At 70.8% G+C, this 23,633-nt stretch carries 24 protein-coding genes; 18 read left to right on the top strand and 6 right to left on the bottom strand.

The window, feature by feature from the left end:
* Positions 1–152: 152 nt before the first annotated feature.
* Entirely contained in the window at positions 153–356 is a 204-nt protein-coding gene (locus ACWGIF_RS28275; RefSeq protein ID WP_030162033.1) for a cold-shock protein, read from the bottom strand.
* A 237-nt stretch (positions 357–593) separates the two neighbouring features.
* Here ACWGIF_RS28275 and ACWGIF_RS28270 point away from each other — a divergent pair, with 237 nt between their 5' ends.
* From ACWGIF_RS28270 to ACWGIF_RS28255, 4 genes are all read left to right on the top strand, one after another.
* Positions 594–1,457 carry a menaquinone biosynthetic enzyme MqnA/MqnD family protein gene (locus tag ACWGIF_RS28270; RefSeq protein WP_453501663.1) on the top strand — a complete coding sequence of 288 codons (864 nt, stop codon included), beginning with the start codon at positions 594–596 and terminating at the stop codon, positions 1,455–1,457.
* Positions 1,458–1,659: 202 nt separating this feature from the next.
* Positions 1,660–3,435: a serine/threonine-protein kinase gene (locus tag ACWGIF_RS28265; RefSeq protein WP_453501661.1), complete on the top strand. Its 1,776-nt coding sequence runs from the start codon at positions 1,660–1,662 to the stop codon at positions 3,433–3,435.
* Between the two features lie 78 nt (positions 3,436–3,513).
* A complete protein-coding gene (mqnC, locus tag ACWGIF_RS28260; protein WP_453501659.1) occupies positions 3,514–4,713 on the top strand; it encodes a cyclic dehypoxanthinyl futalosine synthase in 1,200 nt (399 codons plus the stop codon).
* 13 nt (positions 4,714–4,726) lie between these two features.
* Positions 4,727–5,398 carry an imidazolonepropionase-like domain-containing protein gene (locus ACWGIF_RS28255; protein WP_453501657.1) on the top strand — a complete coding sequence of 224 codons (672 nt, stop codon included), beginning with the start codon at positions 4,727–4,729 and terminating at the stop codon, positions 5,396–5,398.
* Here the strand turns inward: ACWGIF_RS28255 and ACWGIF_RS28250 are convergent.
* The gene (locus ACWGIF_RS28250) at positions 5,364–5,771 is read right to left on the bottom strand and encodes a response regulator transcription factor (protein WP_453501655.1); all 408 of its coding nucleotides are present in this window, start codon (positions 5,769–5,771) and stop codon (positions 5,364–5,366) included. The genes ACWGIF_RS28255 and ACWGIF_RS28250 overlap by 35 nt on opposite strands.
* A gap of 51 nt (positions 5,772–5,822) precedes the next feature.
* Positions 5,823–6,731, bottom strand: coding sequence for a DUF3152 domain-containing protein (locus ACWGIF_RS28245; RefSeq protein ID WP_453501653.1), 909 nt, complete (start codon positions 6,729–6,731; stop codon positions 5,823–5,825).
* Positions 6,732–6,998: 267 nt separating this feature from the next.
* Between ACWGIF_RS28245 and ACWGIF_RS28240 the strand changes: the two genes are divergently transcribed.
* Together ACWGIF_RS28240 and ACWGIF_RS28235 are read left to right on the top strand one after the other, a co-directional pair.
* Positions 6,999–7,691 carry a demethylmenaquinone methyltransferase gene (locus tag ACWGIF_RS28240; protein WP_453501652.1) on the top strand — a complete coding sequence of 231 codons (693 nt, stop codon included), beginning with the start codon at positions 6,999–7,001 and terminating at the stop codon, positions 7,689–7,691.
* Between the two features lie 38 nt (positions 7,692–7,729).
* On the top strand, positions 7,730–8,626 hold the full coding sequence (locus ACWGIF_RS28235; RefSeq protein WP_453501665.1) for a glutaminase: 897 nt from the start codon (positions 7,730–7,732) through the stop codon (positions 8,624–8,626).
* Positions 8,627–8,781: 155 nt separating this feature from the next.
* Here the strand turns inward: ACWGIF_RS28235 and ACWGIF_RS28230 are convergent, their stop codons facing one another.
* On the bottom strand, positions 8,782–9,327 hold the full coding sequence (locus tag ACWGIF_RS28230) for a GNAT family N-acetyltransferase (RefSeq protein ID WP_453501650.1): 546 nt from the start codon (positions 9,325–9,327) through the stop codon (positions 8,782–8,784).
* Between the two features lie 98 nt (positions 9,328–9,425).
* On the opposite strand from ACWGIF_RS28230, the gene ACWGIF_RS28225 reads away from it, so the two are divergent.
* Positions 9,426–10,709 (top strand): geranylgeranyl reductase family protein, encoded by a 1,284-nt coding sequence (locus tag ACWGIF_RS28225; protein ID WP_453501648.1) that lies wholly within the window; start codon positions 9,426–9,428, stop codon positions 10,707–10,709.
* A 29-nt stretch (positions 10,710–10,738) separates the two neighbouring features.
* Here ACWGIF_RS28225 and ACWGIF_RS28220 read toward each other — a convergent pair whose 3' ends face one another.
* Both ACWGIF_RS28220 and ACWGIF_RS28215 read right to left on the bottom strand, forming a co-directional pair.
* Positions 10,739–11,020: a hypothetical protein gene (locus ACWGIF_RS28220; RefSeq protein WP_453501646.1), complete on the bottom strand. Its 282-nt coding sequence runs from the start codon at positions 11,018–11,020 to the stop codon at positions 10,739–10,741.
* A 265-nt stretch (positions 11,021–11,285) separates the two neighbouring features.
* A complete protein-coding gene (locus tag ACWGIF_RS28215; protein ID WP_453501645.1) occupies positions 11,286–12,128 on the bottom strand; it encodes a C40 family peptidase in 843 nt (280 codons plus the stop codon).
* A gap of 785 nt (positions 12,129–12,913) precedes the next feature.
* On the opposite strand from ACWGIF_RS28215, the gene ACWGIF_RS28210 reads away from it, so the two are divergent.
* Genes ACWGIF_RS28210 through nuoK form a run of 11 tightly spaced genes read left to right on the top strand, consistent with a single transcriptional unit; the run spans position 12,914 to position 23,628 of the window.
* On the top strand, positions 12,914–13,273 hold the full coding sequence (locus ACWGIF_RS28210; RefSeq protein ID WP_326588584.1) for an NADH-quinone oxidoreductase subunit A: 360 nt from the start codon (positions 12,914–12,916) through the stop codon (positions 13,271–13,273).
* 15 nt (positions 13,274–13,288) lie between these two features.
* Entirely contained in the window at positions 13,289–13,843 is a 555-nt protein-coding gene (locus tag ACWGIF_RS28205) for a NuoB/complex I 20 kDa subunit family protein (RefSeq protein WP_007265818.1), read from the top strand.
* Positions 13,840–14,595 carry an NADH-quinone oxidoreductase subunit C gene (locus ACWGIF_RS28200; RefSeq protein ID WP_453501643.1) on the top strand — a complete coding sequence of 252 codons (756 nt, stop codon included), beginning with the start codon at positions 13,840–13,842 and terminating at the stop codon, positions 14,593–14,595. Before ACWGIF_RS28205 ends, ACWGIF_RS28200 begins: the two co-directional genes overlap by 4 nt.
* The gene (locus ACWGIF_RS28195) at positions 14,595–15,935 is read left to right on the top strand and encodes an NADH-quinone oxidoreductase subunit D (RefSeq protein ID WP_453501641.1); all 1,341 of its coding nucleotides are present in this window, start codon (positions 14,595–14,597) and stop codon (positions 15,933–15,935) included. Before ACWGIF_RS28200 ends, ACWGIF_RS28195 begins: the two co-directional genes overlap by 1 nt.
* The gene (gene nuoE / locus ACWGIF_RS28190) at positions 15,932–16,687 is read left to right on the top strand and encodes an NADH-quinone oxidoreductase subunit NuoE (protein ID WP_453501640.1); all 756 of its coding nucleotides are present in this window, start codon (positions 15,932–15,934) and stop codon (positions 16,685–16,687) included. The genes ACWGIF_RS28195 and nuoE overlap by 4 nt, the downstream gene beginning before the upstream one ends.
* On the top strand, positions 16,687–18,054 hold the full coding sequence (nuoF, locus tag ACWGIF_RS28185; RefSeq protein WP_453501639.1) for an NADH-quinone oxidoreductase subunit NuoF: 1,368 nt from the start codon (positions 16,687–16,689) through the stop codon (positions 18,052–18,054). Before nuoE ends, nuoF begins: the two co-directional genes overlap by 1 nt.
* On the top strand, positions 18,051–20,549 hold the full coding sequence (locus ACWGIF_RS28180) for an NADH-quinone oxidoreductase subunit G (RefSeq protein WP_453501638.1): 2,499 nt from the start codon (positions 18,051–18,053) through the stop codon (positions 20,547–20,549). Before nuoF ends, ACWGIF_RS28180 begins: the two co-directional genes overlap by 4 nt.
* Positions 20,546–21,925, top strand: coding sequence for an NADH-quinone oxidoreductase subunit NuoH (nuoH, locus tag ACWGIF_RS28175; protein ID WP_453501636.1), 1,380 nt, complete (start codon positions 20,546–20,548; stop codon positions 21,923–21,925). Before ACWGIF_RS28180 ends, nuoH begins: the two co-directional genes overlap by 4 nt.
* Positions 21,918–22,529 carry an NADH-quinone oxidoreductase subunit NuoI gene (gene nuoI, locus ACWGIF_RS28170; RefSeq protein ID WP_453501634.1) on the top strand — a complete coding sequence of 204 codons (612 nt, stop codon included), beginning with the start codon at positions 21,918–21,920 and terminating at the stop codon, positions 22,527–22,529. The genes nuoH and nuoI overlap by 8 nt, the downstream gene beginning before the upstream one ends.
* A complete protein-coding gene (locus ACWGIF_RS28165) occupies positions 22,526–23,332 on the top strand; it encodes an NADH-quinone oxidoreductase subunit J (protein ID WP_453501632.1) in 807 nt (268 codons plus the stop codon). The genes nuoI and ACWGIF_RS28165 overlap by 4 nt, the downstream gene beginning before the upstream one ends.
* On the top strand, positions 23,329–23,628 hold the full coding sequence (nuoK, locus tag ACWGIF_RS28160; RefSeq protein WP_453501630.1) for an NADH-quinone oxidoreductase subunit NuoK: 300 nt from the start codon (positions 23,329–23,331) through the stop codon (positions 23,626–23,628). The genes ACWGIF_RS28165 and nuoK overlap by 4 nt, the downstream gene beginning before the upstream one ends.
* Positions 23,629–23,633: the final 5 nt, after the last annotated feature.

The raw sequence follows: 23,633 nt of genomic DNA, 5'->3' as shown, positions 1-23,633 counted from the left end.
GTCCCCGGCACCGTTCCCACGGTGCCGGGGACCACTGCGTCGAACGCCCCCGCGCCGGGGAAAGGCAGGAGCCCTGTCCCTCTGCTCGCGCAGAGGGACAGGGCTCCTTGGGTACTGCATTTCCAACCCGCGATGAGAGTTGGCCCAGGCGACTAGGCCGGGGTGACGTTCTCCGCCTGCGGGCCCTTCGGACCCTGCGTGACGTCGAAGTTCACCATCTGGTTCTCCTCGAGGGAGCGGAAGCCAGAGGCATTGATCGCGGAGTAGTGGACGAAGACATCCGGGCCGCCGCCGTCCTGGGCGATGAAGCCGAAGCCCTTTTCAGCGTTGAACCACTTCACGGTTCCGGTAGCCATGAGCCCTCCTATGGGCCAAAGGGTCGCCCTGCTCCAGAACCTGCTAAGAAGTCTGAAAACTACAAAAGCCTGCGGGTCACATTCTCCGCAGGCCTCGTACTGCAAGGGAAACCAAACTGCAACTTGCGTCGAGCCTAGCACGCACCCGGCGGCCGAGACCAGAGGGAAAGATCACGTCACCCGGACGTTTGAGACCCGCCCGAAGGCTGACGGAGACCCGGGGGCTAGTCTCGCGATGTGGACGTCTACCGCAGCCGGCCCCGCGTCGGCCACATTCAGTTCCTGAACTGCCTGCCCCTCTACTGGGGGCTCGCCAGAACCGGCACGCTGCTGGACCTGGAGCTGACCAAGGACTCCCCCGAGAAGCTCAGTGAGCGTCTCGTCATGGGTGACCTGGACATCGCCCCGATCACCCTCGTGGAGTTCCTCCGCAACGCCGACCAGCTCGTCGCCTTCCCCGACATCGCGGTCGGCTGCGACGGTCCGGTGATGTCCTGCGTGATCGTCTCGCAGGTGCCGCTGGAGCAGCTCGACGGTGCCCGCGTCGCCCTCGGATCGACGTCTCGTACGTCCGTACGCCTCGCCCAGCTGCTGCTTTCCGAGCAGTACGGGGTCAGCCCCGACTACTACACCTGCCCGCCGGACCTGAGCGTGATGATGCAGGAGGCCGAGGCGGCCGTACTGATCGGGGACGCCGCACTGCGCGCCTCCCTGCACGACGCGCCGCGCCTCGGGCTGACCGTGCACGACCTGGGACACATGTGGAAGCAGTGGACCGGACTGCCGTTCGTCTTCGCCGTCTGGGCCGCCCGCAAGGACTACCTCGCCCGTGAGCCCGCCGTCGTGCGGCAGATCCACGAGGCCTTCCTCGCCTCCCGGGACGTCTCCCTGGAGGAGGTCACCAAGGTCGCCGAGCAGGCGGCCCGCTGGGAGGCCTTCGACGCGGAGCTGCTGGAGCGGTACTTCACGACGCTCGACTTCCGCTTCGGTCCCGAGCAGCTGGCCGGCGTACGGGAATTCGCCCGCCGTACCGGACCGACGACGGGGTATGCCCCGGATGTCGCCGTGGAGCTCCTGAGCGCGGTCGTCCAGGAGTGCTGACCGGGTTTACCGGGAGGTAGCCGGACGGGCCCGGCCGGGCGAATGCGAAGTTTCCCGGGAATTCCCGCCTTTTTGCATTTCTGATCGCGGAAGGGAAATGCAAAAGGGTGACAGCGCCGGTTCCCCCGCCCCCGCACGCCCTAGGCTGCTGCTCGGCCGGGTGGCACAAGGCGCCCGGCATCACGGGGAATTGGGGGACGCGATGCAGCCGCTCGAAGCCGGTGAGCCGCGCACGATCGGCGCGTACCGGCTGCTCGGCCGGCTCGGCGCGGGCGGGATGGGCCGGGTCTACCTGGGGCGCAGTGCGGGCGGCCGGACCGTCGCCGTCAAGATCGTGCACCCGCATTTCGCCGCCGACGAGGAGTTCCGGGCCCGGTTCCGCCGCGAGGTCGAAGCCGCCCGCCGGGTGGGCGGCGAGTGGACCGCCCCGGTGCTGGACGCGGATCCCGGGGCCGCGGTGCCGTGGGTGGCCACCGGGTACGTGGCGGGTCCCTCCCTGGACCGGGCGCTGGCCGCGCACGGGCCGCTCCCCGAGACCTCGGTACGGGCCATCGGCGCGGGTCTGGCCCGCGCCCTGGTGGCCGTGCACGGGCTGGGCCTCGTCCACCGGGACGTGAAGCCGTCGAACGTGATGCTCACCCTCGACGGGCCGCGGCTGATCGACTTCGGGATCGCGCGGGCCACGGACGGCACCGCCTCGCTCACCTCCACCGGGGTCTCCGTCGGCTCACCCGGCTACATGTCGCCCGAGCAGATCCTCGGCAAGGGCGTCACCGGGGCGGCCGACGTGTTCTCGCTCGGCGCGGTGCTGGCCTTCGCGGCGACCGGCCGGCCGCCCTTCACCGGGGACAACTCGGCCACCCTCCTCTACAAGGTGGTCCACGAGCCGCCCGAGCTCGGCGCCCTCCCGGCGGGCGAGCTGCGCGATCTGATCGAGGCCTGCCTGGCCAAGACGGCCGCCGACCGGCCGGCCCCCGCGGCGCTCGCGGCGGCCCTCGGCGGGGCGCTGGGCGCCCCCGGCTGGCTTCCCGGGCCCCTGGTCGAGGAGGCCAGCCGGGCGGCGGTGGCGCTGCTGGACCTCGACGCCGACACCTCCGAGGGCGCCGCCGTCCAGGAGCAGCCGTCGGGGCCGGTGCCGTTCACCGCCGCCTCCTACGGAGGCCAGGCCGGCGTCGGCTTCGGGTCGCCCGACCCGTCCTACGGAGGCCGGGGCCCGGGCCCGGCCGCCGCTCCGGCGGGCCCGTACGGCTCCCCCGGCACGGGCTCCGGGATCTTCGGGGCCCCGACCGAGTCGGCCGGCGGCGGCCCGTACGGTCCGCCCGGGCAGCGGACCGGCTCCGAGGCGCCGGGGCGCCAGGTCACCGTCCGGGCGGCGGGGCGCCGCTTCAGCTGCACGCTCGTCCTCGCCGCGGCGGCCGTGCTCGCCGTGCTGTCCGGCGGGCTGTACGGGATGGGGCTGCTGCCCGGTCAGGGCGAGAAGGATCGCGACCTCGCCGACGGCGGCCCCCGTACCTCCGCCTCGGCGGCCCCTCCGGGTGCCACCCCCAAGGCCACCCCGTCCCCGTCCTCGTCCTCGCCGAGCACGGGCGCGAGCACCGCGCCTCCCGCGGGAACCCGTACCGACGTGCCGAAGGAACTCATCGGCACCTGGAAGGGCACGGTCACCACCGCCCGCCTCGGCCTGTCCACGGAGTTCGAGATCACCATCAGGGGCGGCAAGGTCGGCGAGGTCGTCGCCCGGGACAAGTCGGTCCTGGCGCTCCTGGGCACCGACTGCAGCGGTGACTGGAAGCTCTCCTCCGCCACCGACCGCTCACTGGTCCTGGACACCGCGGGCGGCCCCAACCCGGCCCCCGGGGTCTGTTCCAACGGCTCCGCCGACGAGCGCTTCACCCTCAACGCGGACGGGACGCTCCACTACAAGTCGGGCGACGGCCCGGCCGGAAACCCCGAAGGCGACCTCACCCGTAGCCCCTGAAATCCGCCGCCCTGCCCTGACGTAGGCTGGATCGGTCCGGACCTTGACACAGACACACCGCCGAAAGGTGACTCACCGGTGACCGACCAGGCCGTTCTCCAGTCTGTCCTCGACCGCGCCGCCGCGGGGGGCCGGATCACCAGGGAAGAGGCGCTCGACCTCTACCGCCACGCGCCGCTGCACGCCCTCGGCCAGGCGGCCGACGCGGTGCGCCGCCGCCGCTACGCCGGTACCGAGCACATCGCGACGTACATCATCGAGCGCAACATCAACTACACCAACGTGTGCGTCACGGCGTGCAAGTTCTGCGCCTTCTACGCGGCCCCCAAGGACACGAAGAAGGGCTGGTCCCGCGACCTCGACGACATCCTGCGCCGCTGCGCGGAGACCGTCGAGCTCGGCGGCACGCAGATCATGTTCCAGGGCGGGCACCACCCCGACTACGGCGTCGAGTACTACGAGCACCACTTCTCCGCCATCAAGAAGGACTTCCCGCAGCTGGTCATCCACTCCCTCGGCGCGTCCGAGGTCGAGCACATGGCCCGTATCTCGGGCGTCTCGGCGGAGGAGGCCATCAAGCGCATCCACGCCGCCGGTCTCGACTCCTTCGCGGGCGCCGGCGCCGAACTGCTGCCGGAGCGGCCGCGCAAGGCGATCGCCCCGCTCAAGGAGTCCGGCGAGCGCTGGCTGGAGATCATGGAGATCGCCCACAAGCTGGGCGTGGAGTCCACCTCCACCATGCTGATGGGCACCGGCGAGACCAACGCCGAGCGGATCGAGCACATCGCGATGATCCGGGACACGCAGGACCGTACGGGCGGCTTCCGCGCCTTCATCCCGTACACCTACCAGCCCGAGAACAACCACCTCAAGGGCCGCACGCAGGCGACGATCTTCGAGTACCTGCGCATGATCGCGATCGCGCGCCTGTTCCTCGACAACATCGCCCACATCCAGGGCTCCTGGCTGACCGTCGGCAAGGAGGCGGGCCAGCTCTCGCTGCACTACGGCGCGGACGACCTCGGCTCGATCATGCTGGAGGAGAACGTCGTCTCCTCGGCCGGCGCCAGGCACCGCTCCAACCGCCAGGAGATCATCGACCTGATCCGCAAGGCGGGCCGCACCCCGGCGCAGCGCGCGACGACCTACGAGCACCTGCTGGTGCACGACGACCCGGCGAACGACCCGGCCGACGACCGCGTGGTCTCGCACATCTCCTCGACCGCCCTCGAAGGCGGCACGGCGCACCCCGAGCTGAAGCTCATCTCCACGAACTGACGCGTCCGACACGATGCTGACCCTTCACACCGCCGAACTCCTCGTCCCCGGCACGGGGTCCGCGCCCCTGCCGGGTGGTGCGGTCCTCGTGGAGGGCGACCGGATCGCCCGCGTGGGGACGTACGAGGATCTCGCCGGATCCCACCCGCACGCCCGGACCCGTCGCTGGCCCGGGGTGCTCACCCCCGGGCTGCTCATGCGGGGGGCGGACGAGCTGCTGGAGCGGACGTACTACCCGGACGACCCGTACGAGGTCACCGAGTTCGGCCCCGGCCCCATCAGCGGCACGGACGCGCTGGACGCCCTGAAGATGACCGAGTCGCGGTGGGGCAACAGCGCCCGGCGGGGTACGCAGCGGCTGCTCGCCCGCGGGGTGGTGGCGGTGTGCGGCCGCTTCACGATCCCGGCGGTGCGGACGGCGGTGTCCCGCTCGGGGCTGACGATCCTGCCGCCGGCCGCCTGCGCGGGGCCGCCCGCCCCGGATCTTCCCCCGGACTTGGTCCGGGGGGACCCCCTTGCCGGGCGGGACGCGGTCGAGGAGGCCTTCCACGGGGTCCTGGAGCCGGGTGTCCCGGCCCGCTTCGCGGTCTTCGCCGTGGCGGACGAGGCCGAGCTGCTGGCCCGGGGTGCGACCACCTGCGTGGCCACGGTCATCGGCGGCCGGCTGCTCCACCGCCGTCGCTGAGCCCGCGGTCCGCGTCGCCGCGGCGGGTGTCCTCCCGGGCGAGGGCGGCCAGCAGGCAGGCCTGCAGGCGGCTGATCCCGCCCAGTTTGGCCCGTATGTTGACCACGTGGAACTTGACCGTGCTGACGGACAGTTGGAGCTCCACGGCGAGTTCCCGGTTGGAGGCGCCGGTGGCCAGGCACAGGAACACGGCGGACTCCTGCTCGGTCAGCTGCGCCTCGGTCAGCTGAGCCTCGGCGGTCCGGGCCTCGGCCGGTGGGGCGTCGGCCGGCTGCGTCCCGGCGGGCTGGTCCTCACCCGGCGCCTGCGCCCCGCCGCCCGGCACCTCGTACGAGGGGAACCATGCGGGGACGCTGAAGCTGACGACGCGCACGGTTCCACCCCTAGCCCCCGGCCGGCGCCATTGCGTGGCCGGCTCTCCCACCTAAGGGACGCGCGGACCCGACAGATAAGTTCCGTTCGTGTCGTACGGCCAGGCATTGGACTTGCAGCCGAGCAGACCCTTGATCTGCTGCATCATCGCAGGTGCGGGCTTGCCGGGGCCCGGGCAGGTCTCGTGCTCGCGGCCGATCTCGTGCCCCACCTCGTGGTTGACGATCAGCGCCCGGTACTCCTCCACGGTGCCGCTGAACTGCGGCGAACCCTCCTGCCAGCGCTTGAGGTTCACCACGACGGTGTGACCCGCCCGGCAGTTGGTCTCGCCGATGAGCTCGGGCGTGACCACGTCGCACAGGCGGTCCGTCGTCGTGGGCGTCGCGATCTTGACGGTGAAGTCCACCGGCTGGTCCGCCCCGACGAGCTGGAAGCCGTACGCGGGGTCTCTGGTCCAGCCCCGGGGATCCCCGAGGATCGCCTCGACGGAGCGGGCCGCCGAGTCCGGATCGACCCCGCTCCCCTCCTCGACCTCGATCCGCCAGCGCAGCGCGGGCCCCTTGCCCTGCGGACCGCCGGAGGCGTTCGACGCCTTGAAGGCACCCGGCCGGGCCGGCTGCGACGGGGCGCCCGTCGACGGGGTGGGCGAGGCCGCGGGCTGCTGCGAGGGAGCGCTGGAGGACTGCGCCGGCGCGGGGGACTGCGCGCCGCCCTGCGGGAGCGGGTTCCCGGCGCCGTCGGTGGCCTCCCCGTCCTGGGGCTCGGGCTGGACCGCGCTGCGGCCCTTGGCCACCGTTGCGGCGTCGTCCTGGGGCATCAGCGCGTACGCGGTCGCCGAGACCGCGACCAGCGCCGCCGAGCCGAGGAGGATGGTGCGCCGGAGCCGCCTGCGCCGCTCGGCCCGGCGCCTGGCGCGCGGGCCGCTGCGGCGGGAGCGACCGGTGGAATGGCCTGCCGGCATCGTGAAGCCCTCTGTTCGCGGCGGCCACTGCCGGACCGGCCACGAGTCGGGCGCTGCTCCGGTGGGTGACCCTCACCGGGCCGCACCCTGTCAGTCAACGCGGCCGCGGGGCGGCGGCGTAACTGTCCTTCGGACCAGTTATACGGGGAGGTGCGATCCCGCTACGGGGCGGGGTACCGCTGGAGCCCCTGCCGCTGCGGGCGGTGCGGCCTGAGAGGATGGGGCCGTACCCGCCGATCCGCATCGCACACCGAGGGGCGAACGCCAGTGACAAGGGCTTCCCTGGACAAGCAGCCGCACGAAGTCGCCTCCATGTTCGACGGGGTCGCGGCGAACTACGACCTCACCAACGACGTCCTCTCCCTCGGCCAGGCCCGGCTGTGGCGCAAGGAGGTCGCCAAGGCGGTCGGCGCGCGCCCCGGGCAGAAGGTCCTCGACCTGGCCGCCGGCACCGCGACCTCCTCGCTCCCCTTCGCCGCCGCCGGCGCGTACGTCGTCCCCTGCGACTTCTCCCTCGGCATGCTGCAGGAGGGCAAGAGGAAGCACTCCTGGCTGCCGCTGACCGCGGGCGACGCGACGAAGCTGCCGTTCAAGGACGACGTCTTCGACACCGTGACGATCTCCTTCGGCCTGCGCAACGTCCAGGACACCGACGTGGCCCTGCGCGAGCTGTACCGGGTGACCAAGCCCGGCGGCCAGGTCGTCATCTGCGAGTTCTCCCAGCCCACCTGGGCGCCGTTCCGCACGGTCTACACCGAGTACCTGATGCGCGCGCTGCCGCCCGTGGCCCGCGCCGTGTCGTCCAACCCCGACGCGTACGTGTACCTCGCCGAATCCATTCGCGAATGGCCCGACCAGCCGGCGCTCGCCTCCCTGCTGCAGAAGGCCGGCTGGGCCAAGGTCGCCTGGCGCAACCTCAGCGGCGGCATCGTCGCGCTGCACCGGGGCATCAAGGACTGACGGCCGTGCCCGACGCCGCCCCCACGAACTACGGGCCCCTGCTGGAGCAGATCGCGGCCGACATCGCCCCGCTGGTGGGCAGCGGCACCCCCGCCGAGTACATCCCTGCCCTCGCCGCCGTGGACCCGCGGCAGTTCGGGATGGCCGTCGCCGACCTCGACGGCAACGTCTTCGGGGTGGGGGACTGGCAGGTGCCCTTCTCCGCCCAGTCCATCACCAAGGTCTTCGCGCTCGCCCTGGCCCTGGCCGAGGGCGGCGACAGCCTGTGGGAGCGGGTCGGCCGGGAGCCTTCCGGCAACCCGTTCAACTCGCTCGTACAGCTGGAGTACGAGAACGGCATTCCCCGCAATCCCTTCATCAACGCGGGCGCCCTCGTGGTCACCGACCGGCTCCAGACCCTCACGGGCGACGCGAGCAGCGAACTGCTGGAATTCCTGCGGCAGGAGAGCCGCAACCCCGACATAGGCTTCGACGCCGAGGTCGCGGCCTCCGAGCAGGAGCACGGCGACCGCAACGCGGCCGTCGCCCACTTCATGGCCTCGTACGGGAACATCGACAACCCGGTGCCCGCCCTGCTGGAGCACTACTTCTGGCAGTGCTCCATCGAGATGACCTGCGCCGACCTGGCCCGCGCCGGGCGCTTCCTGGCCCGGCACGGGCTCCGCGCGGACGGCTCGCGGCTGCTGACGCGCAGCGAGGCCAAGCAGATCAACGCCGTGATGCTGACCTGTGGGACGTACGACGCGGCGGGCGAGTTCGCCTACCGCGTCGGCCTGCCGGGCAAGAGCGGCGTCGGCGGCGGCATCGTCGCGGTCGTCCCGGGGCAGTGCGTGCTGGCGGTCTGGAGCCCAGGACTGGACGCCCGGGGCAACTCGGTGGCGGGTGTCGCGGCCCTGGACCGCTTCACGACGCTGACGGGCCTGTCCGTCTTCTGAAGCGCGGCTTCACCCACGGCGCTCCCGCGCCCCCGCCCCGAACGCCGGCGGGGCCCAACGACCGCCTCGAACGCCGACGAGGCCGGAACATCAAGCCTGGCCGGCGTTCGACGCGCGGGGTCCGGGGCCGAGCGCCAGGGCCGGGCGGAGCCCGGTCACTCGCCCCGCAGAGAGAGGGCGTACCGCCGGCCCGGGTTGCCGCCCGGCGTGGTGAACTCCTCGGCCAGCTCCATCCCGAGCCGCTCAGCCACCGCGACGGACCGCGCGTTGCGGGCGTCGATCATCGCCACCACATGCGGGACCCCCACCCCCCGCACCCGTTCCAGCGTGGCCAGCGCAGCGGCGTACGCGTAGCCCCGCCCCCACGCGGAACGGCCCAGCCGCCACCCGATCTCGATCTCCCCGACCGGCCCCCACGCCTTCTCCCGCGGCCACGGCTGGGCCCCGGTGAATCCGATCACCGCGCCCTCCGCGTCCAGCAGGGTCCACAGGCAGTAGCCGAGCTGGGCGTCGTGCATGCGCTGGCGCGCGGTGAACTCCTCGTAGGCGGACAGCTCGGCGGGGCCGCCGAGGAACTCCATGACGTCGGGATCGGCGAAGACCTCGTGCCAGGCGTGCGCGTCCTCGTCGGTGGGCACACGGAGCTGTACGGCGGGGAGCGGCCGGGTCGGCGAGGGCGGCGAGGTCGGCGAGCTTGTCAACGTGGGTGGCCCTTCTGATCGCGTTCTCTCTCGCTGCATAGACTGCACATGTCCGGTGCCGTTGGGCACCCTTTATCGAGCCTTCGGGAGACCCCGCAGTGACCGAGCTCCTCTCCGAACACTCCGCGGACGTGATCGTCGTCGGGGCCGGGCCCGCCGGCTCGACCACCGCCTACTACCTCGCCAAGGCCGGATTGGACGTCCTGCTGCTGGAGAAGACGGCGTTCCCGCGCGAGAAGGTCTGCGGCGACGGCCTGACCCCGCGCGCCACCAAGCAGCTGGTGGCGATGGGCATCGACATCTCCGAAGAGGCCGGCTGGCTGCGGAACAAGGGTCTGCGGATCATCGGCGGCGGGCAGCGGCTCCAGCTGGACTGGCCGGAACTCGCCTCCTTCCCGGACTACGGACTGGTCCGCAAGCGCGACGACTTCGACGAGACCCTGGCCCGCCAGGCCCAGAAGGCCGGCGCCCGGCTGTACGAGCGCTGCAACGTCGGCGAGCCCGTGCGCGATGCCCGCACCGGCCACATCACGGGCGTGCAGGCGAAGCTCGGCGAGGAGAAGACCCCGGTCACCTTCCACGCCCCGCTGGTCGTCGCGGCCGACGGCAACTCCTCCCGGCTCTCCCTGGCGATGGGCCTGCACCGCCGCGAGGACCGCCCGATGGGCGTCGCCGTGCGGACGTACTTCACCTCGCCGCGGCACGACGACGACTACCTGGAGTCCTGGCTGGAGCTGTGGGACCGGCGCGGGGCGCAGGACCGGCTGCTGCCCGGCTACGGCTGGATCTTCGGCATGGGCGACGGCACGTCCAACGTGGGTCTCGGCATCCTCAACTCCTCCTCCGCCTTCAAGGAGCTGGACTGGCGCGAGGTCCTCAAGGCCTGGTGCGCGTCCATGCCGGAGGACTGGGGCTACACCCCCGAGAACATGACGCAGCCGATCCGCGGCGCGGCCCTCCCGATGGCCTTCAACCGGCAGCCGCACTACACCAAGGGCCTGCTGCTGGTCGGAGACGCGGGCGGGCTCGTCAACCCGTTCAACGGCGAGGGCATCGCGTACGCCATGGAGTCGGGCCAGATCGCGGCCGACGTCATCGTGCAGGCGCACGCCCGGGCCACCCCCGCGCAGCGCGAGCTGGCGCTGCACAACTACCCGAAGGTGCTCAAGGAGACCTACGGCGGCTACTACACGCTGGGCCGCGCCTTCGTGAAGCTGATCGGCAACCCGAAGGTCATGAAGGTCGCCGCGCAGCGCGGCCTGACCCACCCGGTGCTGATGAGGTTCACTCTGAAGATGCTGGCCAACCTGACCGACCCGACGGGCGGCGACGCGATGGACCGCATCATCAACGGCCTGTCGAAGGTGGCCCCGAAGGCCTGAACGCGGCGGCGGCGCCCGCGCGGGCGCCGCTAGGGCGTGTCACGGGTCGTGCCGGGCCCGGCATCGGCGTCGTCCGGGTCAGGCCGCCCGTGCACCCTGTGCACGCACCGGGCCAGCAGCACCAGCCCGCACAGCAGCAGCGCCCCCGAGGCGGTCCAGCCGAGCCCCAGCGTGAGCGGGTGCCCCGGCTTCTGCCAGGGACGGGCGGTCGTCAGCAGCCACCCGCCGACGGCGAGCAGGCCGAGCCCGAGGGCGGCCGTGACGGCGGTGGGGTCGCCGGCGCCGTGGTACTCGTACGGCTTCGGATTCACGGGACCACCACTTCCGGGGGCGGTTCGGTTCCGACGTTCAGGCGCGCCCCACCGCTATCTTCGCAGGGCCTCGGCCGGTTCCACACGGGCCGCCCGAAAGGCGGGACAGCGCCCGCCCGGCGGTCGGCATGCTGAAGAAGCGGCCGGCGCGACACCCGCTTCAAGCCGGCGGCGAGCCTCGTCTGAGGCGTGCCGAAGGGCCGGTACTCCACCCCGAGCGGGGGAGTACCGGCCCTTTCGGGGCATGTGTGGTGATCCCGGAGGATCAGAGGACGCGGACGGCGCCCGTCGGCTTGTCGTAGCTCAGGCTGCGCTCGACGATGCCCGTGCTGGGGTTCTGCGCGCCGACGAACTTGCCGCCGCCGACGTAGATGGCGACGTGGTACGCGCTGCCCTTGGAGCCCCAGTACAGGATGTCGCCCGGCTGCAGGGCGCTCAGGGACACCGACTTGCCGGCCGAGGACTGCGCCTGCGACATGCGCGGCAGCGAGATGCCGGCCTGGCGGTAGGCGGCCTGGACGAGGCCGGAGCAGTCGAACGAGGACGGGCCGGTGCCGCCCATGACGTACGCCTTGCCGACCTGCGCGCGGGCGAAGTTGACGATGGCGGCGGCGGATCCGGTGGCCGGGGCGGTCACGGTGCCGGATCCCTGGGTGCTGCCGGAGCCCTCACCGGAGGACTTGACGGCCAGGGTGGTGCGGGCGGAGGTGCGGTTGGCGCGCTCGGCAGCGGCCTTGCGGTCCGCCTCCTCCTTCACCTTCTTCTCGGCGTCGGCCTTCTTCTGGGCCTCTTCCTTCGCCTGCTTCGCCTCGGCGGCGGCGCCGGTGCGGGCGCTCTCCTCCTGGGCGGTCAGTTCGCCCTCGACGGCGGCCAGACGGGTGTTCTCGGCGGCCGTGGTGACGGCGGAGGAGACCTCGGCGGCCAGGTCCAGGTTGAGGACCGGCATTTCGAGCGTCGTCTCGGCCGCGGGCTCGGCGGGGGACGCGCTCGCGGTGCCGGCCATGGCGAGGGTGCTGAGGACGCCACCGGCAACTCCGGCGCGGACCGCGAGCTTCGAGGCGCTGCGGCGGGGCTTCCGGTGGCTGGGTATGTGAGCGGTGAGGGACATGAGGACAACCGCTATCAGGGCGTCCGGGTTCCCTTCAAGAAACGTGGGGTGCGCCACAGTTGCGCGCGAAGGGCGCTAACCGGGCGTCTCCGACTCCTTATTGACGCCGTAACGGGCGAAACGGACAGGCCTCCGCAGGGCTGTGATCATGGGGTTTCTCTAATAAGTCCGGATTGATCCGCGACCTACCATCCCTCCGCACAGATGGCCAAGCCCTCTTTCGGAAGCATCGATTCAGAGTGGCGCAGGTCACAGAAGCGTCACGTGATGTGGACGCTGTGGTCCGTCCGTGACCTTCCTGTGAACAGGCCGGGGGGTTCGTGAACGGATGCACGCGCTCGCACGCCCTGCGGACCCTCGTCTGCCCCGCGTCCACCTCCGTACGCACCGGCTCCCCCGACCGGGCGACGCCGATTCCCATATCACTGCCGCACAGCTGTTGCCAATTTGCGTGCAAGGGGCATGTTTGATAGTAGGACGCGCCTTCTACCTGCGGTAACGAGGTCGGATGTCACCTTTGGTGACCATGTGGATGCTTCACGTATGAAGATCACCACTCATCGGACTTCATGATCAATCGTCAGGTGGTGGAGATCACAAACTCGTTGTTGTAACCCGTGTCGCAGATCACAGAAGAGCGGGCATAAGATGCGCAGCAGTCCGGCTTGTGAACTGCCTCACATGTACACGATCTTCAAGAGGCGGGGCACGCCCCCATCACCGCTGGGGGCATCCCCGGCCGGCAGCGGTCCAACGGTCAAGGACGACTGGAAGGAGCGAGGAGCGTGAATCTGTACGCGCCCATCCTCGTGCTCGGCGCCCTCGGCGCAGGGTTTGCGATCTTCTCCGTGGTCATGGCCACGCTGATCGGCCCAAAACGGTACAACCGGGCAAAGCTCGAGGCATACGAATGCGGCATCGAGCCGACACCGATGCCGGCCGGCGGCGGCCGCTTCCCCATCAAGTACTACCTGACGGCGATGCTCTTCATCATCTTCGATATCGAGGTCGTCTTCCTTTACCCCTGGGCCGTCACCTTCGACTCCCTGGGGATCTTCGGGCTCGTCGAGATGCTGCTCTTCGTGCTCACCGTCTTCGTCGCCTACGCCTACGTGTGGCGCCGCGGCGGCCTGGAATGGGACTGAGGGGCTGAATTTTCCATGGGACTGGAAGAGAAGCTGCCGAGCGGCTTTCTGCTGACCACCGTCGAACAGGCCGCGGGCTGGGTGCGCAAGTCGTCCGTCTTCCCGGCGACCTTCGGCCTGGCCTGCTGCGCCATCGAGATGATGACCACCGGAGCGGGCCGGTACGACCTGGCCCGCTTCGGCATGGAGGTCTTCCGCGGCTCCCCGCGCCAGGCCGATCTGATGATCGTGGCCGGGCGGGTCAGCCAGAAGATGGCGCCGGTGCTGCGGCAGGTGTACGACCAGATGCCCGCTCCCAAATGGGTCATCTCCATGGGGGTTTGTGCATCTTCAGGCGGAATGTTCAACAACTACGCGATCGTCCAGGGCGTCGACCACATCGTTCCGGTCGACATCTACCTGCCGGGCTGCCCACCGCGCCCCGAGATGCTGATGGACGCGATCCTCAAGCTCCACCAGAAGATCCAGGGCTCCAAGCTCGGGGTGAACCGGGAAGAGGCGGCCCGTGAGGCGGAGGAGGCGGCCCTCAAGGCCCTCCCCACCATCGAGATGAAGGGGCTGCTCCGGTGAGCGAGACCCAAGAGCCGGAGAACGGCAACAGCGGCACCGGCGGCACCGGCGGCGCGAACGGCAGCAACGTCCCTGCGCCCCGCGCCCAGGGTCCCGAGGTCATCGGCGTCCGCAAGGGCATGTTCGGGGCCGAGGGCGGCGGGGACACCAGCGGCTACGGCGGCCTCGTGCGCACCGTGGCCATGCCCGGCGCGACCAGCCGCCCGTACGGTTCCTACTTCGACGAGGTGGCCGACGAACTCGAAGGCGCCCTGGAGGAGCAGGACCTGGTGCCCGGGAACGCCATCGAGAAGACGGTGGTCGACCGGGGCGAGCTCACCTTCCACATCGCCCGCGAGCACCTCGTCCGGGTCGCGAGCACCCTGCGCGACGACCCGGCCCTGCGCTTCGAGCTCTGCACCGGCGTCTCCGGCGTCCACTTCCCCGAAGACAAGGGCCGCGAGCTGCACGCCGTCTACCACCTGCGCTCGCTCACGCACGGCCGGATCCTGCGGCTGGAGGTGTCCGTCCCGGACAGCGACCCGCACGTCCCCTCGCTCGTCTCCGTCTACCCGACCAACGACTGGCACGAGCGCGAGACGTACGACTTCTTCGGCCTGATCTTCGACGGGCACCCGGCCCTCACCCGGATCATGATGCCGGACGACTGGCAGGGCTTCCCGCAGCGCAAGGACTACCCGCTCGGCGGCATCCCCGTCGAGTACAAGGGCGCCCAGATCCCGGCTCCCGACCAGCGGAGGTCGTACAGCTGATGTCCACTTCGAATCACGCCTCCGCCGGCCAGGCCTCCGCGCGCGAGACGACCGAGGGCACCGTCTACACCGTCACCGGCGGCGACTGGGACGAGATCGTCCAGTCCGCGGCCAAGGCCGACGACGAGCGGATCGTCGTCAACATGGGCCCCCAGCACCCGTCGACCCACGGGGTGCTCCGCCTGATCCTGGAGATCGACGGCGAGACGGTCACCGAGGCCCGCTGCGGCATCGGCTACCTGCACACCGGCATCGAGAAGAACCTCGAATACCGGAACTGGACGCAGGGCACCACCTTCGTCACGCGCATGGACTACCTGACGCCGTTCTTCAACGAGACGGCGTACTGCCTCGGCGTCGAGAAGCTGCTCGGCATCACCGACCAGATCCCGGACCGCGCCACCGTCATCCGGGTCCTGCTGATGGAGCTCAACCGGCTCTCCTCCCACCTGGTGTGCATCGCCACCGGCGGCATGGAGCTGGGCGCGACCACGATCATGATCTACGGCTTCCGCGACCGCGAGCTGATCCTCGACATCTTCGAGCTGATCACCGGACTGCGCATGAACCACGCGTTCATCCGCCCCGGCGGCCTCGCGCAGGACCTGCCCCCTGGCGCCGTCGACCAGCTGCGCGAGTTCCTCAAGACCATGAAGAAGAACCTGCCGGAGTACGACAAGCTCGCCACCGGCAACCCCATCTTCAAGGCCCGCATGCAGGACGTCGGCTACCTCGACCTCACCGGCTGCATGGCGCTCGGCGCCACCGGCCCGATCCTGCGCTCCGCCGGCCTGCCGCACGACCTGCGCAAGTCGGACCCGTACTGCGGCTACGAGAACTACGAGTTCGACGTGCCGACCACCGAGACCTGCGACTCCTACGGGCGGTTCCTGATCCGCCTGGAGGAGATGCGCCAGTCGCTGCGGATCGTCGAGCAGTGCCTGGAGCGCCTGGAGCCGGGCCCCGTGATGGTCGCCGACAAGAAGATCGCCTGGCCGGCGCAGCTGGCGATGGGCCCGGACGGTCTCGGCAACTCGCTCGACCACATCAGGAACATCATGGGCACCTCCATGGAGGCCCTCATCCACCACTTCAAGCTGGTGACCGAGGGCTTCCGGGTACCGGCCGGGCAGGCGTACTCGGCCGTCGAGTCCCCCAAGGGCGAGCTCGGCGTGCACGTCGTCTCCGACGGTGGCACCCGCCCCTACCGGGTCCACTTCCGCGACCCGTCCTTCACCAACCTGCAGGCCATGGCGGCGATGTGCGAGGGCGGCCAGGTCGCCGACGTCATCGTCGCCGTCGCCTCCATCGACCCCGTGATGGGAGGCGTCGACCGATGACCGCCAGTCCTCAGAACCAAGGGGTCTCGCTGGGGATGCCCCAGCTGCCTGCCCCCGACTTTCCGGCGGAGGTACGCGAGCGCCTCGAAGCGGACGCCAGGGACGTCATCGCACGCTACCCCGACAGCCGCTCCGCGCTGCTCCCGCTGCTGCACCTGTGCCAGTCGCAGGAGGGCTACGTCTCGCGCACCGGCGTCCGCTTCTGCGCCGAGGTGCTGGGCCTGACCACCGCCGAGGTCACGGCCGTCGCGACCTTCTACACGATGTACCGGCGCAAGCCCTCGGGCGACTACCAGGTCGGCGTCTGTACGAACACCCTGTGCGCGGTGATGGGCGGCGACGCCATCTTCGAGGAGCTCAAGGAGCACCTCGGGGTCGGCAACAACGAGACGACCGCCGACGGCAAGGTCACCCTCGAACACATCGAGTGCAACGCGGCCTGCGACTTCGCCCCCGTGGTGATGGTCAACTGGGAGTTCTTCGACAATCAGACCCCCGAGTCCGCCAAGGCCCTGGTGGACGACCTGCTGGCCGGCCGCGACGTCTCGCCGACCCGGGGCGCGCCGCTGTGCACGTACAAGGAGACGGCCCGGATCCTGGCCGGGTTCCCGGACGAGCGCGAGGGCGCCGTCGAGGCGACCGGCGGCGCCGGCCCCGCCTCCCTGATCGGGCTGCGCATCGCCCGTGGCGAGTCCCCGCACGCCTCGATCGTGCACCCGCGGGGCGAGGCCACCACCGAGGGAGGGGAGTGATGACCGTGTCCACCGAACTGAGTAAGAACGGTACGAGTCCGGAGAAGCTCCTCGCCCCCGTCCTGTCGGCCTTCTGGGACGAGCCGCAGTCGTGGACGCTGGAGACCTACCGGCGCCACGGCGGCTACGAGGGCCTGCGCAAGGCGCTGGCGATGACGCCGGATGAAGTGATCGCCTACGTCAAGGACTCGGGCTTGCGCGGCCGCGGCGGCGCGGGCTTCCCCACCGGGATGAAATGGCAGTTCATCCCGCAGGGCGACGGAAAGCCGCACTACCTCGTCGTGAACGCGGACGAGTCGGAGCCGGGAACCTGCAAGGACATCCCCCTCCTCTTCGCCAACCCGCACTCCCTCATCGAGGGAATGGTCATCGCCTGCTACGCGATCCGGTCGCAGCACGCTTTCATCTACCTGCGCGGCGAGGTGGTGCCGGTCCTGCGGCGCCTGCACGAGGCGGTGCGTGAGGCGTACGAGGCCGGATACCTCGGCAAGGCCGAACATCGTGAAAGGAGTGGTCTCGGGAGCGGGCTCGACCTCGACATCACGGTGCACGCGGGAGCGGGCGCGTACATCTGCGGCGAGGAGACGGCGCTGCTCGACTCTCTCGAAGGCCGGCGCGGTCAGCCCCGGCTGCGTCCTCCCTTTCCTGCCGTCGAGGGGCTCTACGCGTGCCCCACTGTCGTCAACAACGTGGAGTCCATCGCGTCGGTTCCCGCGATCCTGAACAAGGGCAAGGACTGGTTCAAGGCGATGGGGACCGAGAAGTCCCCCGGCTTCACGCTGTACTCGCTCTCCGGGCACGTCGCCGGCCCCGGCCAGTACGAGGCCCCGCTCGGCATCACCCTGCGCCAGCTCCTCGACATGAGCGGCGGCATGCGGCCCGGGCACCGGCTGAAGTTCTGGACCCCGGGCGGCTCCTCCACCCCGATGTTCACGGACGAGCACCTCGACGTCCCGCTCGACTACGAGGGCGTGGGCGCGGCCGGCTCGATGCTCGGCACCAAGGCGCTGCAGTGCTTCGACGAGACGACCTGCGTGGTGCGGGCCGTGACCCGGTGGACGGAGTTCTACGCCCACGAGTCCTGCGGCAAGTGCACCCCCTGCCGCGAAGGCACCTACTGGCTGGTCCAGTTGCTCCGCGACATCGAGGCCGGCAGGGGCGTCATGTCCGACCTCGACAAGCTGAACGACATCGCCGACAACATCAACGGCAAGTCCTTCTGCGCGCTCGGCGACGGCGCGGCCAGCCCGATCTTCTCCTCGCTCAAGTACTTCCGCGAGGAGTACGAGCAGCACATCACGGGCAAGGGCTGCCCCTTCGACCCCAGGAAGTCGACCCTCTGGGCCGACACGGAGGTGAACGCATGACCGTCACCACTACGGCCGCCTCCGCAGGAGACCCGGCCGTGCCGCCGGAGGACCTGGTCACGCTGACCATCGACGGGGCCGAGCTGTCCGTGCCCAAGGGCACCCTCGTCATCCGGGCCGCGGAACAGCTCGGCATCGAGATCCCCCGGTTCTGCGACCACCCCCTCCTCTCCCCGGCCGGCGCCTGCCGCCAGTGCATCGTCGAGGTCGAGGGCCAGCGCAAGCCGATGGCCTCCTGCACCATCACCTGCACCGACGGCATGGTCGTCAAGACCCAGCTGACCTCCGAGGTCGCCGACAAGGCCCAGCGCGGGGTGATGGAGCTGCTGCTCATCAACCACCCGCTGGACTGCCCGGTCTGCGACAAGGGCGGCGAGTGCCCGCTGCAGAACCAGGCGATGTCGCACGGCAACGCCGAATCGCGTTTCGAGGGCAGGAAGCGCACGTACGAGAAGCCGGTCCCGATCTCCACCCAGGTGCTGCTGGACCGCGAGCGGTGCGTGCTCTGCGCGCGCTGCACCCGCTTCTCCAACGAGATCGCCGGCGACCCGATGATCGAGCTGCTGGAGCGCGGCGCGCTGCAGCAGGTCGGCACCGGCGAGGGCGACCCCTTCGAGTCGTACTTCTCCGGCAACACCATCCAGATCTGCCCGGTCGGCGCCCTCACCTCGGCCGCGTACCGGTTCCGCTCCCGCCCCTTCGACCTCGTCTCCTCCCCGAGCGTGTGCGAGCACTGCGCGGGCGGCTGCGCGACCCGTACCGACCACCGCCGCGGCAAGGTGCTGCGGCGCCTCGCCGCCGAGGACCCCGAGGTCAACGAGGAGTGGATCTGCGACAAGGGCCGCTTCGGGTTCCGCTACGCGCAGCGCCCGGACCGGCTGACCACCCCGCTGGTGCGCAATGCCGCCGGGGTGCTCGAGCCGGCGAGCTGGCCCGAGGCCCTGGAGGCCGCGGCGAACGGGCTCGCCGCCGCGCGCGGCCGGGCCGGCGTGCTCACCGGTGGCCGGCTCACCGTCGAGGACGCCTACGCGTACGCCAAGTTCGCCCGGGTCGTGCTGGACACCAACGACATCGACTTCCGGGCCCGCGTGCACAGCGCGGAGGAGACCGAGTTCCTGGCCGCGGAGGTCGCCGGGTACGGGGTCGACCTCGGCGGGCGGTGGATCTCGTACACCGACCTGGAGGCGGCGCCGGCGGTGCTGCTGGCCGGCATCGAGGCGGAGGAGGAGGCCCCCGGCGTCTTCCTGCGGCTGCGCAAGGCCCACCGCAAGCGTAAGCAGCGGACCTTCGCCCTCGCCCCCTTCGCGACCCGCGGGCTGGCGAAGGCCGGGGGCACGCTGCTTGCCGCCGCCCCCGGCACCGAGCCCGAGTGGCTGGCCGCCCTCGCCTCGCGGACCGGCCTGGAGGCCGGCGGCGCCGAAGCCGCCGAGGCACTGCGCCGGCCCGGCGCGGTCATCCTCGTCGGAGAGCGCCTGGCCGGGGTGCCCGGTGCGCTGACCGCCGCCGTCCGGGCGGCCGGCGCGACCGGAGCCACCCTGGTGTGGATCCCGCGCCGCGCCGGGGAGCGGGCAGCGATCGAGGCGGGCGCGCTGCCGTCCCTGCTGCCGGGCGGCCGTCCCGCCACCGACCCGCGGGCGCGCGACGAGGTCGCCACCGCCTGGGGCCTGGACGAGCTCCCACACCGCTACGGCCGCGACACCGGCCAGATCGTCGAGGCGGCCGCGACGCGGGAGCTCTCGGCCCTGCTGGTGGCGGGCGTCGAGGTCACCGACCTGCCGGACCCGGACCGCGCGCGGACCGCCCTCCAGGAGGCCTTCGTGGTCTCCCTGGAACTGCGGCCCAGCGAGGTCACCGCCCACGCCGACGTGGTCCTCCCCGTCGCAGCGGTGGCCGAGAAGGCGGGCGCGTTCATCAACTGGGAGGGCAGGGTCCGGCCGTTCGAGGCCGCGCTCAAGCCCGACCAGATGACCCGCCGGCTCGCCCCGGCCGACGCCCGCGTGCTGCACATGCTGGCCGACGCCGCCGACCGGCCGATCGCCCTGCCCGACGTGCACGCCGTACGCCGGGAGATCGACGCGCTCGGCCCGTGGGCCGGGGAGCGCGCCGCCGGGCAGGCGACGGACACCGTGCCGCTGCCCCGCCCCGGCGTCGGCGAGGCGGTCCTCGCCGGCCACCGGCTCCTCCTCGACCTGGGCCGGCTCCAGGAGGGCGACGACGCCCTGGCCGGCACCCGGCACGAGGCCGGCGCCCGGCTGTCGGCGGCGACGGCCGCCGAGACGGGCGTCAAGAACGGCGACGTCCTCGCGATCACCGGTCCGGCCGGCTCCGTGGAACTCCCGCTCCGGATCACCGAGATGCCCGACCGCGTGGTCTGGCTCCCGCTGAACTCCACCGGCTCCGGCGTCCTCGCCGACGCCGGGGCCCGCCCGGGCACCCTCGTACGCATCGGCCCGGCGATCCCGGCCGGCGCCGCCCCCGCGGAGGTGGACGCGTGAACGCGGTACACGGTGACTTCGTCCAACTGGCCGCCGAGGACCTCTCCCTGTTCGGCAGGGACGTCTGGTGGCTCGTCGTCATCAAGGCGGTGTTCTGCTTCGCCTTCCTGATGGTGACGGTGCTGTTCTCCATCGTGTGGGAGCGCAAGGTCGTCGCCTGGATGCAGCTGCGCATCGGCCCGAACCGGCACGGCCCCTGGGGCATGCTCCAGTCGCTCGCCGACGGCGTGAAGCTGATGCTCAAGGAAGACCTGATCGTCAAGCGGGCCGACAAGGTGGTCTACGTCCTGGCCCCGATCATCGCGGCGATCCCGGCCTTCATGGCCATCGCGGTGATCCCCTTCGGGCCCGCGGACAACGAGGTCTCCATCTTCGGCCAGCGCACCACGATGCAGCTGACCGACCTGCCCATCGCGATGCTCTACATCCTCGCGGTGGCCTCGGTCGGCATCTACGGCATCGTGCTGGCGGGCTGGTCCTCCGGCTCCACCTACCCGCTCCTGGGCGGCCTGCGCTCCTGCGCGCAGATGATCTCCTACGAGATCGCGATGGGCGCGGCCTTCGCCTCGGTCTTCCTCTACTCCGGGTCGATGTCGACCTCGGCGATCGTGGAGGCGCAGGCGGACCGCTGGTACATCATCCTGCTGCCGGTCTCCTTCATCATCTACGTCATCACGATGGTCGGCGAGACGAACCGCGCCCCCTTCGACATGCCGGAGTCCGAGGGCGACCTGGTCGGCGGCTTCAACACCGAGTACTCGTCCATCAAGTTCGCGCTGTTCATGCTCGCCGAGTACGTCAACATGGTCACCGTCTCGGCGGTCTCGGTCACCCTGTTCCTGGGCGGCTGGCGGGCCCCGTACCCGATCAGCACCTTCTGGGAGGGCGCGAACCACGGCTGGTGGCCGATGCTCTGGTTCGTCCTCAAGGTGCAGCTGCTGCTGTTCTTCTTCATCTGGCTGCGCGGCACGCTGCCACGCGTGCGCTACGACCAGCTGATGAAGCTCGGCTGGAAGGTTCTGATCCCGGTCTCCGTGGTCTGGCTGATGCTGGTCGCCACCGTCCGGGCGCTGCGCAATGAGGCGTACGACTTCAGCGAGATCGTCCTCTACGTCGGCGGCGCCGTCGTGGCGATCCTGCTGCTCTCCTTCGTCGCGGACCTCTTCCGCGACAAGCGCGAGAAGGCGGCGGCCGCGGAGGCGGTGAAGGACGCCGAGGCCTTCGACCCGCTGGCGGGCGGCTTCCCCGTACCGCCCAAGCCCGGCCAGCACCTGGCACCCGTACCGCGCAGGCGGCCTCGCAGCGAGCGGGAGCTGATGGTCAGTGGCGGGTCGAACATCGACAGTGACCGAGAGGAGGGTGCTGAGAATGTCTGACGAGAAGTGGCAGAACCCGGTGGCCGGCTTCGGCGTGACCTTCAAGGCCATGTTCAAGAAGCGCCTCACCGAGCAGTACCCGGAGCAGCAGAAGACGACCGCCCCGCGCTTCCACGGACGGCACCAGCTCAACCGGCACCCCGACGGTCTGGAGAAGTGCATCGGGTGCGAGCTGTGCGCCTGGGCCTGTCCCGCCGACGCGATCTACGTGGAGGGCGCGGACAACACCGAGGAGGAGCGCTACTCCCCGGGCGAGCGGTACGGCCGGGTCTACCAGATCAACTACGCCCGCTGCATCCTGTGCGGGCTGTGCGTCGAGGCGTGCCCGACCAGGGCGCTGACCATGACGAACGAGTTCGAACTGGCCGACTCCAGCCGCGAATCGCTCATCTACACCAAGGAGCAGCTGCTGGCCGGCCTGACCGAGGGCATGGTCGAGGCACCGCACTCGGTCTTCCCCGGCATGGACGACACGGACTACTACCGCGGGCGGGTGACGGGGGCCGCCCCGGGCACGGTCCGGCAGGTGGCGGTCTCCAAGGGCGAGGTGCCCGAGGGTGGGGCGGCCCCGGGGAACGGCCAGTCCGAGGAGGTGGGGGCATGAGCGCCATCGCCGCCTCCATGACCTCCTCGGGAGAGGCGATCCAGTTCTGGATCCTCGGCTCGGTCGCCGTCATCGGCGCCCTGGCCACGATCCTGATGAAGAAGGCCGTGCACAGCGCCCTCAGCCTGGCCGGGACGATGATCATCCTGGCCGTCTTCTACCTCGCCAACGGGGCGTACTTCCTGGGCGTCGTCCAGGTCATCGTCTACACCGGCGCGATCATGATGCTCTTCCTCTTCGTGGTCATGCTCGTCGGCGTCACCGCCGCCGACTCCCTGAAGGAGACCATCAAGGGGCAGCGCTGGCTGGCCGTCCTGTGCGGGCTCGGCTTCGGCATCCTGCTGATCGCCGGCATCGGCCACGCCAATCTCACCCAGTTCAACGGGCTCGGCCGGATCAACTCCGCCGGACACGTCGAGGGCCTGGCGCAGCTGATCTTCACCAAGTACGTCTTCGCCTTCGAGATCACCGGCGCGCTGCTGATCACCGCGGCCGTCGGCGCGATGGTGCTCACCCACCGCGAGCGCACCGAACGGGCCGCCACCCAGCGCGAGCTGGCCGAGAAGCGCGTCCGCGAGGGCGTGCAGCTCCCGCCGCTGCCCGCGCCCGGCGTCTACGCCCGGCACAACGCGGTGGACGTCGCCGGTCTGCTGCCGGACGGCACCCCGTCCGAGCTGACGGTCAGCAAGACGCTGCGCGCCCGCGGCCAGATCCGGGACGTCTCCAGCGAGGCGCTCGACGACCTCAAGGCATTGGAGCAGCGTTCCTCGGAGCGCCTCGGCCGTGAGGAGGCCTCGCAGTGAATCCGGTCAACTACCTGTACCTGGCGGCGCTGCTGTTCACCATCGGTGCGGCCGGCGTGCTGATCCGCAGGAACGCGATCGTGCTGTTCATGTGCATCGAGCTGATGCTCAATGCCTGCAACCTCGCCTTCGTCGCGTTCTCCCGGATGCACGGCAACCTCGACGGCCAGATCATCGCGTTCTTCACGATGGTCGTCGCCGCCGCGGAGGTCGTCGTCGGCCTGGCGATCATCGTGTCGCTGTTCCGTACCCGCCACTCGGCCTCGGTCGACGACGCCAGCCTGATGAAGCTGTAAGGGGT

The organism is Streptomyces sp. NPDC054849, from assembly GCF_053610945.1.
The sequence above is the reverse complement of the archived record's forward strand: the minus strand, read 5'-3'. Positions and strand labels throughout refer to the sequence as shown.